Annotated in this window: 12 protein-coding genes and 4 tRNA genes; 15 read left to right on the forward strand and 1 reads right to left on the reverse strand. The window is 54.9% G+C overall.

What is annotated here, in order from left to right:
* Positions 1-335 precede the first annotated feature (335 nt).
* The 11 genes from HCN83_RS10245 to HCN83_RS10295 all read left to right on the forward strand — a co-directional run bounded on the left by HCN83_RS10245 (position 336) and on the right by HCN83_RS10295 (position 8,089).
* A tRNA-Met gene (locus HCN83_RS10245) sits at positions 336-412 on the forward strand.
* A gap of 30 nt (positions 413-442) precedes the next feature.
* Positions 443-518, forward strand: a tRNA-Asp gene (locus HCN83_RS10250).
* Between the two features lie 17 nt (positions 519-535).
* Positions 536-611 (forward strand) — tRNA-Phe (locus HCN83_RS10255).
* 8 nt (positions 612-619) lie between these two features.
* Positions 620-695: transfer RNA gene (locus HCN83_RS10260), tRNA-Thr, on the forward strand.
* A 179-nt stretch (positions 696-874) separates the two neighbouring features.
* Entirely contained in the window at positions 875-1,582 is a 708-nt protein-coding gene (gene yycF / locus HCN83_RS10265) for a response regulator YycF (RefSeq protein WP_168006958.1), read from the forward strand.
* A 9-nt stretch (positions 1,583-1,591) separates the two neighbouring features.
* Positions 1,592-3,418, forward strand: coding sequence for a cell wall metabolism sensor histidine kinase WalK (gene walK / locus HCN83_RS10270; protein ID WP_168007062.1), 1,827 nt, complete (start codon positions 1,592-1,594; stop codon positions 3,416-3,418).
* The gene (locus tag HCN83_RS10275; RefSeq protein ID WP_168006960.1) at positions 3,418-4,794 is read left to right on the forward strand and encodes a YycH family regulatory protein; all 1,377 of its coding nucleotides are present in this window, start codon (positions 3,418-3,420) and stop codon (positions 4,792-4,794) included. The genes walK and HCN83_RS10275 overlap by 1 nt, the downstream gene beginning before the upstream one ends.
* Positions 4,775-5,569 carry a two-component system regulatory protein YycI gene (locus HCN83_RS10280; protein ID WP_168006962.1) on the forward strand — a complete coding sequence of 265 codons (795 nt, stop codon included), beginning with the start codon at positions 4,775-4,777 and terminating at the stop codon, positions 5,567-5,569. Before HCN83_RS10275 ends, HCN83_RS10280 begins: the two co-directional genes overlap by 20 nt.
* A 23-nt stretch (positions 5,570-5,592) precedes the next feature.
* Positions 5,593-6,390, forward strand: coding sequence for an MBL fold metallo-hydrolase (locus HCN83_RS10285; RefSeq protein WP_168006964.1), 798 nt, complete (start codon positions 5,593-5,595; stop codon positions 6,388-6,390).
* Between the two features lie 216 nt (positions 6,391-6,606).
* Positions 6,607-7,833, forward strand: coding sequence for a S1C family serine protease (locus HCN83_RS10290; protein ID WP_168006966.1), 1,227 nt, complete (start codon positions 6,607-6,609; stop codon positions 7,831-7,833).
* Between the two features lie 106 nt (positions 7,834-7,939).
* Positions 7,940-8,089 (forward strand): CxxH/CxxC protein, encoded by a 150-nt coding sequence (locus HCN83_RS10295; RefSeq protein WP_168006968.1) that lies wholly within the window; start codon positions 7,940-7,942, stop codon positions 8,087-8,089.
* 233 nt (positions 8,090-8,322) lie between these two features.
* Here HCN83_RS10295 and HCN83_RS10300 read toward each other — a convergent pair whose 3' ends face one another.
* The gene (locus HCN83_RS10300) at positions 8,323-9,834 is read right to left on the reverse strand and encodes an FAD-binding domain-containing protein (protein WP_168006970.1); all 1,512 of its coding nucleotides are present in this window, start codon (positions 9,832-9,834) and stop codon (positions 8,323-8,325) included.
* 141 nt (positions 9,835-9,975) lie between these two features.
* On the opposite strand from HCN83_RS10300, the gene HCN83_RS10305 reads away from it, so the two are divergent.
* The 4 genes from HCN83_RS10305 to HCN83_RS10320 all read left to right on the forward strand — a co-directional run bounded on the left by HCN83_RS10305 (position 9,976) and on the right by HCN83_RS10320 (position 13,724).
* On the forward strand, positions 9,976-10,776 hold the full coding sequence (locus tag HCN83_RS10305) for an alpha/beta fold hydrolase (protein WP_168006972.1): 801 nt from the start codon (positions 9,976-9,978) through the stop codon (positions 10,774-10,776).
* A gap of 133 nt (positions 10,777-10,909) precedes the next feature.
* Complete coding sequence (locus tag HCN83_RS18775) at positions 10,910-12,037, forward strand: histidine kinase (RefSeq protein ID WP_168006974.1); 1,128 nt, start codon at positions 10,910-10,912, stop codon at positions 12,035-12,037.
* Positions 12,034-12,666, forward strand: coding sequence for a response regulator (locus tag HCN83_RS10315; protein WP_168006976.1), 633 nt, complete (start codon positions 12,034-12,036; stop codon positions 12,664-12,666). The genes HCN83_RS18775 and HCN83_RS10315 overlap by 4 nt, the downstream gene beginning before the upstream one ends.
* 125 nt (positions 12,667-12,791) lie before the next feature.
* The gene (locus HCN83_RS10320) at positions 12,792-13,724 is read left to right on the forward strand and encodes an ABC transporter ATP-binding protein (protein ID WP_168006977.1); all 933 of its coding nucleotides are present in this window, start codon (positions 12,792-12,794) and stop codon (positions 13,722-13,724) included.
* The last annotated feature ends 1 nt before the right edge of the window (position 13,725 follow it).

Here is a 13,725-nt window from a genome sequence, read left to right on the forward strand (position 1 = left end):
CGCCGCAGTCCCCAAACCTTTTTCTGCAGAGAAGCAAGAAGGTTGAGGAAGCAAGGTTGAAGGCAAGGGAGCTTACTCTCGTAAGTGACCGCAGACGGAAGCCGAAGGTGACGAAAAGATTCGCCGCAGTCCCCAAACCTTTTTCTGCAGAGAAGCAAGAAGGTTGAGGAAGCAAGGTTGAAGGCAAGGGAGCTTACTCTCGTAAGTGACCGCAGACGGAAGCCGAAGGTGACGAAAAGATTCGCCGCTTATCTGCAGAAAAAACCGTTGACTTCTGAATGGGAGCAGCGTATAATAAATTTTGTTGCGGTTCACAACAACCGCACTCTTAATGCCGCGGGGTGGAGCAGTCTGGTAGCTCGTTGGGCTCATAACCCAAAGGTCGATGGTTCAAATCCATCCCCCGCAACCAATTTACATATGATAGCTGGTCTGAAAGAATGGTCCCGTGGTGTAGCGGTTAACATGCCTGCCTGTCACGCAGGAGATCGCGGGTTCGATTCCCGTCGGGACCGCCATTTTTTTTGCATAAATTGGCTCGGTAGCTCAGTCGGTAGAGCAACGGACTGAAAATCCGTGTGTCGGCGGTTCGATTCCGTCCCGAGCCACCACTTTTTATGCTGGCCTAGCTCAATTGGTAGAGCAACTGACTTGTAATCAGTAGGTTGGGGGTTCAAGTCCTCTGGCCAGCACCATGATCCCTATCCGCGCAATGGCGCAGGATAGTTTTTTTGTATATGCTGTTATCTGCCGCGCTTTTCAGTGCGGTTTTTTATTATTTCCCGGGAAATACCAGACGCCGGGAGGGAAATATATTCTTACCGGCATCTGTGATAGAATGAAGAAGGAATGCAGAGAAACAGGAGGGTTCTGTATGGACAAGCAAAAGATTCTTGTTGTAGATGATGAAAAACCAATCGCTGATATATTGAAATTTGGACTGGAAAAGGAAGGATTTGATGTCGTTTGCGCGTATGACGGCAATCAGGCGGTGGAGCTTGTAAAAGAGCACGTGCCTGCGCTGATTCTGCTCGACATCATGCTTCCTTATAAAGACGGCATGGAAGTATGCCGCGAAGTTCGCAAAACGTATGATATGCCGATCATTATGCTGACGGCAAAAGACTCGGAGATCGATAAAGTGCTCGGCCTGGAGCTTGGAGCGGACGACTATGTGACGAAGCCGTTCAGCACGCGTGAGCTCGTCGCGCGCGTGAAAGCGAACCTGCGCCGCAAGCAGAAGACCGAGGAAGTCGATACGGATACGAAGAACATTGAGATCGGACCGCTGCTGATTCAGCCGGATGCCTACCTAGTGACAAAGCGGGGAGAGCCGATCGAGCTGACCCACCGGGAGTTTGAGTTGGTTTACTACCTCGGTCGTCACATCGGACAGGTCATGACGCGGGAGCACCTGCTTCAGGCCGTCTGGGGTTATGATTATTTTGGAGATGTCCGCACCGTGGACGTTACGGTGCGCCGCCTGCGTGAAAAAGTAGAGGATAATCCGAGCAGTCCGACGTGGATTGTAACAAGACGCGGAGTCGGCTATTACTTAAGGCAGGCAGATCAGGAGAGTTAATGCATGAACATGAAAAAAATTCGTTTTTATAAATCGATCCACGTCAAAATTGTGGTCATTTATATGCTGCTCATTCTCATCGCGATGCAGGTCATCGGCGTCTATTTTACTCAGCAGCTGGAAGGCCAGCTGGAGAGCAACTTCCGCGATACGCTCAATGAACGCGCCGGACTGCTCGCCTATAACGTGGAGCAGGAGCTGACCGCTGAAGAAGAGGAAGAGGATCAGTCACTGGAAGCACGGATTTCCGCACTGCTTCGAAGCGACGTGTTTAACATGGAAACCGCTGATGTGGAAGTGATTGATCAGAACAGCATTGTGGTGGCTTCGACCAATCCTGCGCAAAGCGTCACGGGACAGCGGGCGCAGGAACTGAGTGTCAAGCAGGCGCTTCTCGGAATTGAGGATACCGAAGGAGAGATTATGCTCAATTCCCTGAACAATCACCGGACGCTCGTCATGGCGCTGCCGGTTACGTCTGACGCCGATGAGGTCGTCGGAGCGGTTTATATCCGGGCTTCAATGGAAGCGATGTATGATCAGATCAATGACATCAGCCAGATTCTGTATGCCGGGACGTTTATCGCGCTCGGTCTGACAGCAGCGCTCGGTATCTTTTTATCCCGGACGATTACTCGTCCGATCGTCGATATGAAAGAGCAGGCGGTCGTTATGGGGCAGGGGGACTTCTCCCGCTACGTAAATGTTTACGGGGATGATGAGATCGGTCAGCTTGCGGAAACGTTTAACGATTTAACCGACAAGCTGCAGGAAGCTCATGCGACGACGGAAGGCGAGCGCCGCAAGCTTGCATCGGTGCTCATGCACATGACCGACGGTGTCATCGCGACCGACCGCAACGGAAACGTGATTCTCGTAAACCGCCGTGCAGAAGAAATCTTCGGGAAAAGCCAGGAGAACCTCGCCGGCAAGGACGTGACCAGCGTACTCGGGCTCGACAAATTTATGACGCTTAACGACTTGTACCGGTTCCAGGATCCGCTGCTGCTCGATTTTGATGCACAGGAGGAAGAAATGATCATCGAGGCCAACTTCTCGACGATAGAAAAAGACAACGGTGCGGAGAACGGTCTGATTGCCGTCTTACACGATGTGACCGAGCAGGAGCGCGTAGAGGAAGAACGGCGCGAATTTGTCGCGAACGTGTCTCACGAGCTTCGCACGCCGCTCACGTCGATGAAGAGCTATCTGGAGGCGCTGCAGGACGGTGCTGTTAATGATCCGGACATTGCGCCGCAGTTTCTGGAAGTGACGTCGAATGAAACCGACCGGATGATCCGTCTCGTCAACGACCTGCTTCAGCTCTCCAAAATGGACAGCAAGGATTACAGCGTGAGCGTAGCAGAGATCGACGCGCCGCAGCTGGTGAACCACGTAATCGACCGGTTTGAGATGACGACGAAAAATCAGGAGATTCAGTTCAAGCGTCGTATTCCGGAGCAGGAAATCACCGTGCAGGGCGATCGGGACAAGCTGATGCAGCTGATGGATAATATCGTCTCCAACGCCGTAAAATATTCGCCGGAGGGCGGTACGATTAACGTATCGCTGAAGCAGGAGCAGGAGCGTCTCGTTGTCAGCGTGAAGGATGAAGGTGTCGGTATTCCGAAAGAAAACATTCCGCACGTGTTCGACCGTTTTTACCGGGTCGATAAAGCGCGGTCCCGTAACCTCGGAGGCACCGGCCTCGGTCTCGCAATTGCAAAAGAGATTGCGATGGCACACGGGGGAAATATCTGGGTCAGCAGTGAATGGGGCAAAGGCACCACCTTCTCCTTCAGCCTGCCGTATGCCCAGGAGGTGGTGACGCAGTAATGCCGTTTATCGAGAACGTCAAAACATTTGTCCTCTGGGCCATGATTTTAACGAGTGTTGTGCTGACCTACCTCGTTTCGACGTATCAGCCGGCATACAACGTTCTGGATCAGGGAGATAATTCGTATATTGAAATAGAAGACATCGGGGAAACCAAATCGTTTACCGAGCTGCTTTATCCGTCTCAGGTGATCAGTCACAGCGGAGAGGAGCGCAGCTGGGTTCATCCGGCAGGAGACAACTACCTGGAGATCATGGAAACGCTGCAGGAATTTGAGCTTGAGGAAATGGAGCTTACGGGCAGTCATCATGCACCGGGAGTGAACCGGTCGTTTAACGGCATGGAGCTCATTTTTGATGAGGCGCTTGAGGGCGACTGGCTGCAGTATCTCGTCGGTATCGATGATGATATGATCTTAATTGACCGCGTCGACCGCATTATCGTCACTGAAACGAGCGGCGGCACACCGTCTGACGTGGCGATCCGGTTTGTGGACATGGAAGCAGAAGAAGTGTACCAGTCCCCAACGTCCGTTACGGTATCAGACCTGGAATCCTTCAGCCAGGGAATCGCTTTGGAAGAAACGGAAGTGGAACCGCGCGTACTAAATGAGCGGGAAGATTCCAACTTCCAGCCGGTCCGCTATCTGCCGGTGGAGCCGGTGATGGAGCGCGTGTTCACGTACGAAACGACGCATATTGCGCCGGACGGGTTTATTCAGACGCTTTTCACCGATCCGGACTACGTACGGCAGTACTTCCAGGAAGGGGAAGACAGCTCGTACACGGACGGTACACGCATGATGGATATGACGAACCGGGGAGCCGTACTGGAATACGTCCGGCCGGATCTCACTGCCGGATCTCAAATTCCGTCGCAGACGATCGTGCGTGCCAGTCAGGAATTTGTGAACGGCCATTTCGGCTGGACAGACGATTACTACGCGACATCCTGGACGGAAGGCAGCAATAACGACCGAGCGTCGTTTACGATGCACGTGCAGGGGATGCCGATATTTGATTCCAACGCCGCAGGAGCGTCTCATTACACGATCGATGTCACCCGTTCCGGAAATGAGATCATCGAATATTCGCGTCCGATGTTTCAGCTGGAGGAACGCCCGTTTGATATCGATACGAACGTCGAACTGCCGCCGTACAGTGAGGTAGAGGCGTATATCGAGGATGAAATGTCCGCGTTTCCATTGGAAGCTGTTGAAGATGCGCGTGTCGCTTATAATATGAGCCGTCAGAATTCGATTGCCGTCTTTGAACCGGTATGGTTTGTCTATGCCCGCGGTCAGTGGCATCAGGTGGACGTAGCGGAAGAGAGCGTTACAGAGGAGGTGCTGCAGGATGGACTGGAGCAGGACTAAAACGATTTTTATCGTCACGTTTATGCTGCTCAACATCTTTCTCGGCTATCAGCTGGCTGAAAAGCAGCGCCACGGTGATATTAACGAAATCGAGCAGATGACGCTCGATACACAGATTGAGGAACAGCGCATCAACATTGAATTCGGAGAATCGGAAGAAGAGCTGTTAGGGGCTCCGATCACCGGTTTTCAGCGCGTATTTGAAGATGACATCACGTTTTTAGAGCAGACGCTGGAACGCCAGGAGATCGAGCTGATCGACAGCACAACGCTCTATTCGGAGCTTGATTCACCGTACAACTTCTCTCCGGCGAATTTGTCTGCAAGCACCGAGGCGTTCATGCAGCAGTATGTGTTCCGGGGAGAGGAATATCAGCTTGCGGCCTACGATGAAGAGGAAGGTCTGATCGGACTGTACCAGACGTTTGAAGGCAGCATGATCGACCAGTACGAGCGCGACAGCTATCACGTGGTGCTTGAGCTGAACGACAGCGACCAGATCGTTTCCTATACGCAGCGCTATTTAACGATCGTCGAGCAAGGGGTGGAAGAAGAGCTTCTGACGCCGATGCAAGTCGTTGAGCGGCTTATTAACGATCCGCAGGTCGGCATCGGTACGGATTCTACGATTTCGAGTGCGACAATCGGCTACTATAACTTGATGGAAGTCGACGCGAACTTTCAAATTTACGCTCCGGTCTGGCGGGTGATTGTCGATGAGGAACCGTTCTTCGTCAACGCCCTCACCGGAGAAGTGCAGAACATTACGAGCTAGAGCAACCAACAGGGGGATGCGCGATGAGTTTATCATTCAGCGTGCTGGCAAGTGGAAGCACCGGCAATGCGATCTATATTGAAACACCGGAGAAGAAGCTGCTCGTCGACGCAGGACTTTCCGGAAAGAAAATCGAAAAGCTGTTCGCGGATGCTTCTCTTTCCATCAGCGCGCTGGACGGCATCCTCGTAAGCCACGAGCACAGCGATCATATTAAAGGAGTCGGCATCCTCGCGAGGCGCTACGGCCTGCCCGTCTACGCCAACGAAAAAACGTGGGCGGCGATGGCGCCGATGATCGGAGCTATCCCGGCGGAGCAGCAGTTTATGTTTGAAACCGGCATGCTGCAGACGTTTGCGGACGTGGACGTCGAAAGCTTTACAGTCAGCCACGACGCAGCCGATCCAATGTTTTTTTCCTTTGTGCATGAAGGGCGGAAGCTGACGATCTTAACGGATACCGGCTACGTGAGCAGCCGCATGATGGCAGCAGCTGAAGAGTCGGACGTGCTCATTTTTGAATCGAACCACGACGTCGGAATGCTGCAGATGGGCCGCTATCCGTGGAGCGTAAAGCGGCGCATTTTAAGCGACGAGGGCCACGTGTCCAACGAGGATGCGGGCATCGCGCTTGCGGATCTCGTGCGAAAGCGCCGGGCGGATATTTACCTCGCCCATTTGTCGAAGGATAACAACATGAAGGATCTTGCACGCATGACCGTCCAGCAGACGATGGAGCTGGAAGGCGCCGCTCCCGGGGAGGATTTTAAGCTGTTTGATACCGACCCGGAAATCCCGACAAAGCTGCGCCGCATTGATTGATCGATTCAGACACTGCCAGAGAACGAGCCGGCGGTGTTTTTTCGTGGAGCACTGCGCGGTGATCTGATTACGGAAAACCTGCCGTTGTTTTTGGAAAATTATCGAAGTGGGTGCGAATAAATAGACGAAAAGCCCTGCTCTCACTAAAATAATAAGTAGAGCGGCGCGTCCGCTTAGGTATAGTGAAGGATGAATGGAATAGGGGAGGTTTTTGACATGGGTTATTATGACGGCGGCACGCGTTCAGGCAAAGAAAAACGCGGTGCCTCTTCCGGAATCGCCGGCTTTATCGGGGCAATAGTCGGTGCGTTGATCGTCGTGTTTTCAATACCCGTTCTCTCATCAACCGGCTTTCTGCCATATGATATCGGTCCTGCCGGGTCAGGCGGCGAAGAGGCAGAGGAATCGGACGCAGAGGACATGACAGAGGAGCAGGTGGAGTCGGTCAGCATTGAACATAACTCGGACGTGACCGAAGCTGTGGACCGCGTGCACGATGCGGTCGTCGGCATCGTCAATATGAATCAGAGCAGCGACATGTTCGGCGGTCCTGCCGGAGAAGGAACGGGCTCCGGCATTGTCTATAAAATCGAAGAAGACCGCGCGTTTGTCGTAACGAATCAACATGTGATTGAAGGAGCGTCTACGGGACAGACGGAAGTGGATGTGACGCTTACAGACGGCTCGCGGGTCCCTGCCGAGTTCGTCGGTGAAGACGAGCTGACGGATCTTGCCGTGCTGACGATTGACGCAGAAGAAGTCGAAACAGTCGCTGACTTCGGCTCCTCTGACACGCTTCGCGCCGGAGAGCCGGCCATCGCGATTGGCAATCCGCTCGCTTTCGAAGGCTCAGTGACGCTTGGCATCATCAGCTCGATCGAACGAAGCATTCCGGTCGATATCAGCGGCGACGGGCAGCCGGACTGGGAGGCAGAGGTCTTGCAGACGGATGCTGCGATCAACCCGGGTAATTCCGGCGGAGCGCTCGTCAACATTCAAGGAGAAGTGATCGGCATCAATTCGATGAAGATCGCGCAAAATGCGGTAGAAGGCATCGGCTTTGCAATTCCGGCCGACCTCGCCCAGCCGGTGATCGAGGATCTGGAACAATATGGAGAAGTGCAGCGTCCGCAGATGGGCATCGTCCTCCGCTCGCTGCAGGAAATCCCGTCCTTTCACTGGGAGAGTACGCTCGGTCTGCCTGAAGACGTGAAAGGCGGCGTTTATATCGAAGGCGTGCAGCCGGATTCACCGGCGCAGGACGGCGGCATGGAAGAAGGTGACGTGATCGTGGAGCTCGACGGCGAAGAAATCCGCGACGCCAATGAGCTGCGCCGCTACTTGTATACAGCTGTGGAGATCGGCGATACAATGGAAGTGACGTTCTACCGGGATGGAGAACTGCAGTCCACAGAGATTACCCTCTCCGAGCAGGTCTTTTAACAAACGAGTCTGGGGATAACTTGTCTCCAGGCTCTTTTTTTGTTTATCCCCGTGGATAAATCGGGTAGAGACAGAACTGTGGATAACTAATTGAAGGAGGGAAACGATGGTTTACAGCTGCAAGGAACACGTGGAGGAAGCGCTTGATGAAACGTTGACAGACGGGGGTCCGCCACCTGTTTTGACGGAAACAGACAGGGAGGAAGCGCATTGTTTTATTTGCGGAAAACCGGCCTTATTCCAAGTGGAAACGTAAGTTGTGCACAATGTTATACACAGTTTTCCACAGCGATGTTTTAGTAAAATAAGGAATTTTACAATATACGAACAGTGATTTCTGGAAAATCGTAGTGGAAAGCGGTTTCAAAACCGAAAGGGGAACAGAGGAAAAGCGGGAAACACCTGTGTATATGTGGATAATAATTGTGGATAACTTTATTATATGGGGATAACCTGTGGAGAAAAACCCACAGGTTATTTTTTTGCATTCTAGTCGTCGAAATCAAAAAGCGACAGCTGCTCGAAGGCAGGCTTCGGTTTTTTAGCGGAGGCTTCCTTGCGTCTGGAGTTGGAGGCATGTTTTTTCAGGCCCTGCTCCGCTTCCTTTACGCCGGCTTCGGAGTCGCGGACGGACCAGAGTACTTCGCGCGCCCGGCGGTTTGCGTCCATAACATCAACGACCGCACCGCAGTACTGACTGTGAAAGAAGGCCGGACTTTTCCAAGGCTCGTGAATGAAATCAGATGAAAATTCCTTCAGCTCGGGAACGTGGCGGCGGATGAAGCGGCCGTCCGGATCCTGCTCGCGCCCCTGCTTGATCGGGTTATAAATGCGGATTGTGTTAAAGCCGGTCGTCCCGGACTGCATCTGCATCTGGCTGTAATGAATGCCAGGCTCATAGTCGAGAAACTGGCGGGCGAGAAACTGCGCCGGCTTCTGCCAGTCGAGCAGCAACGTGTTGCAGATGAACGAGACGAGCATCGCCCGCGAACGGAAGTTGATCCAGCCCGTCTTATGAAGCGAGCGCATCGCTGCATCGATAAACGGAATGCCGGTCCGTCCTTCTTTCCAGCGCGTATACGCGTCCTCGTCCCAGTCGGTGCGGATCGTGTCGAACGCGCGGTTCATGTTGCGCTCCGACAGCTCCGGCTCATCTTCAAGCCGCTGAATAAAATGACAGTGCCAGTGCAGCCGGGAAATGAACGCTTCCAGCTGTCGTCTGTCCTGTGGATTCGGCAGATGCGAGAGCCGCCGCACACTCTCCTGATAGGCACGCCGAAACGACAGGGCGCCCCAGGCGAGGTAGGGGGACAGCCGGCTGCAGGACGTCGAGGAGGAGATCGGATTGCTTAGATGACTGCGGTACTGGTAAAAGCGGTTTTCCAGAAAATCAGTGAGCGTTTCCAGTCCGAGCGATTCTCCGCCCTGCTGCCCGTAGCGGATCGTCTCTCCGGGAAGAGCGAGCTGCTTCGGAAACGTCGTCTGCCGCGTCACTACGGCTGGCAGGGAAGCCGGCGGCGCCGGAATGGCGCCTGGGACAGGCAGGAGCGGAGCCTGCATTTTTTCCTGCCATTTTTCATCAAACTGCTTCCGGTCCCGGAGCCCGCGTGTCACGCCGAAGGAAGGATATTCATGAACCGCAAATCCGCGCTCCTTCATCCAGCGCCTCACCTCCATGTCACGCGCAAACGTATCAGGCTTTCCGTGCTCTTCGTGGGCGTATAGCGTAAGCGGCGTGCCATCCGCGGCAAGCTGCTCAAGCAGGGAGACCATCCCTGTACAGGCCGTATAAAGCTCGCCGCCGAGCCTGCGCACCTCTGTCTGCATCTCCGCGAGACACTCCTCAATGAAGCGCGCATGCCGCTCGGAGAGGTCGCCGTTTTGCCAGAGCTCCGGCTCGATGACGTACACGATCAGCACCGGACCGCCGGCGCGGCACGCTTCTGTGAGCGGCCGATGATCGTGCACCCGCAAATCCCGCTTCAGCCAAACTATCTGCATCGCTCTTCCCCCCTGTTCAAACACTCTACCCTTAACGTACTAAACTAATCTGTAAAAATACAGTATTTTGCGCAGAGCCGTTTACACGGGTGAAGAGAAGGAAAGAGACACCATACACCTTGAATTGAAAGGAGTCTGTTCATGGCACATCAGATTGAAACAGCACCCGGCGTGCATTTGCACGTGGAGGACGAAGGAAGCGGCAAGCCGGTGATCTTTATCCACGGCTGGCCGCTGAACGAAGCGATGTTCCACCGTCAGAAGCAGGCGGTAATCGAAAACGGCTACCGGTATATCGGCATTGATCTGCGGGGCTTCGGCCGCTCCGATCAGCCGGAAGAGAACTACATTTATGATACGTTTGCCTCCGACATTTTAGCGGTCGTCAAAGAGCTGGAGCTCGAGCAGTATACGCTCGTCGGCTTTTCGATGGGAGGACCGGTCGCGATCCGATATGCGGTGAAATATGCCGGTGAACAACTGGAGCAGCTGTTTCTGCTCGGTCCTGCTGCCCCAAGCTTTACGAAGCGAATGGGCTACAGCCTCGGCATGGAAAAGGAAGACGTGGACGACTTGATGGAGGCGATCGACGAAGACCGGGAAAAGGCGCTTCAGGACTTCGGCGGAAACTTCTTTTACCAGGACGTGTCTGAGGAAGCGAAGCAGGAGCTGTTTGATTTGAGCATGCAGGCATCCAAACAGGCGACGATTTCAGCAGCAGAGGCGCTCCGCGATGAGGACCTCCGCGACGAAGCCGGTCACATTCGCGTTCCCGTAACGATCTTTCACGGGCGGCATGACGCGATCTGCGAATACGGCTTCGCAGAAGAACTGGAGCAGCGCATTCCGACGGTAACTGTCGTACCGTTTGAAGAAAGCGGGCACGGACTCCACGTGGAAGAGCCAGATAAATTAAATGACGAACTGCTGCAGCGGCTGTAGGTATCAGCTCCCGGATCACGCATCCGGGAGTTTTTTTCGTGCATGACGGGCAAGCAGGCGGCAGCTTTTTCCAAAAGTCTCTGTCCGCACCTCGGCCTCTTCGCTATAATAGAGGGCAGAAGGGGGTGTCGCGGTGCGGTTCTTTTTGCTGCATGCCGGTCTGCTCGCTGCGGTGTCAGCGGTCATCGCTGTATTCGTACCGCTGCCGTTTGACCGGCCCGTATTTTACGTACTCGGAAGCGTGTTTTTCGGCTTCTATTTTTCGCTCCTGCTCTGGCCGGTTCGCACGATCCCGGTCGTATTGGCCCAGCTGACGTGGGCGCTGCTTGTGATCTGGCTGCTTCCGGCGGGGGACCCGCTGTTGCTGCTCATGGCGGTGCCGCTCATAACGGCAGCAATGCTTGATGACGTATATCCGGTGCTGACAGCGGCAGCCGGTGCGGCTTCGGTACTCATACCGGTCTTTTTTGCCGGCGTATTCGTCTGGGAGCTGCAGCTGCTGTTCCTTGTGTTTACGGCGGCGATCACCGCGCTCACGATGATGTACGTGCGCGACCGCTCCAAGGCGCATGCCGCGGAGCAGACGGCCGTGGAGCTGGAGCGGGAGAACCGCCGGCTCCGCCGCAGCGTGGAGCTGCAGGAACAGGAAGTCCGCGAAGAGGAGCGGATCCGGATTGCCCGCGATATTCATGATTCGGTCGGTCATCAGCTGACGGCGCTCCTCATGCAGGCCGGCGTCTTAAAACGGTCGCTTGCAGGAGAGGAGCAGCTGCAGCTGGACGCGGAGCGAATTGAAGCGACCGCAGGCGAAGCGCTTGAACAGACGCGCGAAGCGGTGCGGCATATGCGCAGCGAAGAGCTGCCGGCCGGCGTGCATGCCGTGCTGCATCTTCTCCGCAAGCTGGAGCGGGAATCACAGATGACGGTGCAGTGGAAGGCGGAGGACGGCTTTTTATCGGCCCCGTTTACGAATGATCAGCGTATCGCCGTATACCGCTTCGTCCAGGAGGGCATGACGAATGCGATGAAGCACGGACGTACGAGAAGCGTCAGCCTGCACGTGCAGATCCGCGGCGGCCGTCAGGCGGTGCTGACGCTGCAAAACCGGACGACGCCGGAAACAGACCGCCCGGCAGGAAGCGGACTGAGAGGCTTAAGCGAGCGCTTTGACGCACTCGGCGGCCGGCTCGTCTGGGAGCACGGCGGCGACGTTTTTACGATGGAAGCCGTTTTTCCGCTTGAAAGGAGGGAGCGCCCGTGAAGCAGGTGCTGTTAGCAGAGGATCAGCAGATGGTGCGCCAGGGACTGAAAATGATGATTGAGGAAACGGGCGAATTCCGCGTCACCGTGGAGGCTGCGAACGGCCTGGAAGCGGTCGAAAAAGGAGCTGGAGCGGCGATCGACGTCGCCGTGCTCGATATCCGCATGCCGGAAAAGAGCGGCCTGGAAGCGTGCCGGGAGCTGATTCACGAGCATCCGGAGCTGCCCGTGCTCATGCTTACGACGTTCGATGATGACGCCTATGCAATCGAGGCACTGGAGAGCGGAGCGAAGGCCTTTATGCTCAAGGACGCCGATGCGGCAAAGCTGATCACTGCCATGAAAAAGGCGATCGAGGGCGGCATCACGATCGATGAAGGGACAGCCGGACGCATCATTCCTGATCTGATGAAGCGGGAGCAGCCAAAGCCTGCGGACGTGCCGCTGACGAAACGGGAAAAAGAAATCACCATGCTCGTCGGAGACGGACGTACGAATCAGGAAATTGCGTCAGAATTATTTTTATCGGTCGGCACGGTAAAAAATCATATCTCGGTGATTTTGGATAAGCTGGAGCTTCGCGACCGGACTCAGCTTGCCATATACGCCATCCGCCACCATCTCGTGTAGCTTTCTGCTATGCGGGATTTTTTTGTGACGGAGGTCATGGGTGCAGGTTAAAAAGAGGTGACCGAAGCTACGTCCTTTTTCTGTGAGACGGTCGTACACTGAGAATAATAAAGGAGGCGGGCGCCATGCTGGAAGTGATGGACGTAACGAAAACATTTAAGGAGCGGACCGCGGTCAGCCGCGTGAATATGTACATCGAGAAGGGAGAAATCGTCGGGCTGCTCGGGCCGAACGGAGCGGGAAAGTCGACGACGATCTCGATGATATCAAGCCTCATTGCACCGACGGAGGGGGAGATTTATGCGGGCGGATTTTCGGTGAAAAAAAACCGGACGACTATCCGCCGCATGATCGGCGTCGTCCCGCAGGAGATCGCCTTGTTTCAGGATTTGACGGCGCTTGAAAATCTGCGCTTTTTCGGACGGGCCTACAAGCTGAAGGGGAGCGAGTTGAAAGAGCGCGTCGCGCACGTGCTGGACGTTGTCGGGCTCACCGAGCGGGCCGGTGAGTTTGTGAAAACGTATTCCGGCGGGATGAAGCGGCGGCTGAACATCGCCGTCGCGCTCTTACACGAGCCGGAGCTGTTGATTATGGATGAACCGACGGTCGGCATCGATCCCCAGTCGCGCAGCTACATTCTGGAAACGGTGCGCGAGCTGAACCGCACGAAGAACATGACGATTATTTACACGAGCCACTACATGGAGGAAGTCGAGTATTTGTGCGACCGGATCTACATTATGGACCACGGCGAGATCATTGCCGCCGGCACGAAGCACGAGCTGAAGGCGATGCTCATGGAAGAGGACAGCATCGTCGTCACTCTCAACCAGAGCGCCGATCAGCTTGCCGAAGCGCTGAAGGCGCGCGACGATATTACCCGCGTGCACGTCTCCGGACATGAGGCGGTCATCGCCGCGAAAAAGGACGCTCCGGTGCTGGAAACGGTCATTCAGCTGACACGAAAAAATGGGGTGGAGCTAAAGTCGGTAGAAGTACGCTCCCCGAGCCTTGAGGATGTGTTTTTGCATCTGACCGGCCGGACGCTCCGGCAGTAGG

It is taken from the genome of Alkalicoccus luteus (assembly GCF_012034335.1).
Taxonomy (GTDB): domain Bacteria; phylum Bacillota; class Bacilli; order Bacillales; family Salisediminibacteriaceae; genus Alkalicoccus; species Alkalicoccus luteus_A.

Bases quoted from the DNA above. Each gene is read 5' to 3' on its own strand.
- yycF (WP_168006958.1), top strand. From the start codon at position 875: ATGGACAAGCAAAAGATTCTTGTTGTAGATGATGAAAAACCAATCGCT.
- walK (WP_168007062.1), top strand. From the start codon at position 1,592: ATGAAAAAAATTCGTTTTTATAAATCGATCCACGTCAAAATTGTGGTC.
- HCN83_RS10275 (WP_168006960.1), top strand. From the start codon at position 3,418: ATGCCGTTTATCGAGAACGTCAAAACATTTGTCCTCTGGGCCATGATT.
- HCN83_RS10280 (WP_168006962.1), top strand. From the start codon at position 4,775: ATGGACTGGAGCAGGACTAAAACGATTTTTATCGTCACGTTTATGCTG.
- HCN83_RS10285 (WP_168006964.1), top strand. From the start codon at position 5,593: ATGAGTTTATCATTCAGCGTGCTGGCAAGTGGAAGCACCGGCAATGCG.
- HCN83_RS10290 (WP_168006966.1), top strand. From the start codon at position 6,607: ATGGGTTATTATGACGGCGGCACGCGTTCAGGCAAAGAAAAACGCGGT.
- HCN83_RS10295 (WP_168006968.1), top strand. From the start codon at position 7,940: ATGGTTTACAGCTGCAAGGAACACGTGGAGGAAGCGCTTGATGAAACG.
- HCN83_RS10300 (WP_168006970.1), bottom strand. From the start codon at position 9,834: ATGCAGATAGTTTGGCTGAAGCGGGATTTGCGGGTGCACGATCATCGG.
- HCN83_RS10305 (WP_168006972.1), top strand. From the start codon at position 9,976: ATGGCACATCAGATTGAAACAGCACCCGGCGTGCATTTGCACGTGGAG.
- HCN83_RS10320 (WP_168006977.1), top strand. From the start codon at position 12,792: ATGCTGGAAGTGATGGACGTAACGAAAACATTTAAGGAGCGGACCGCG.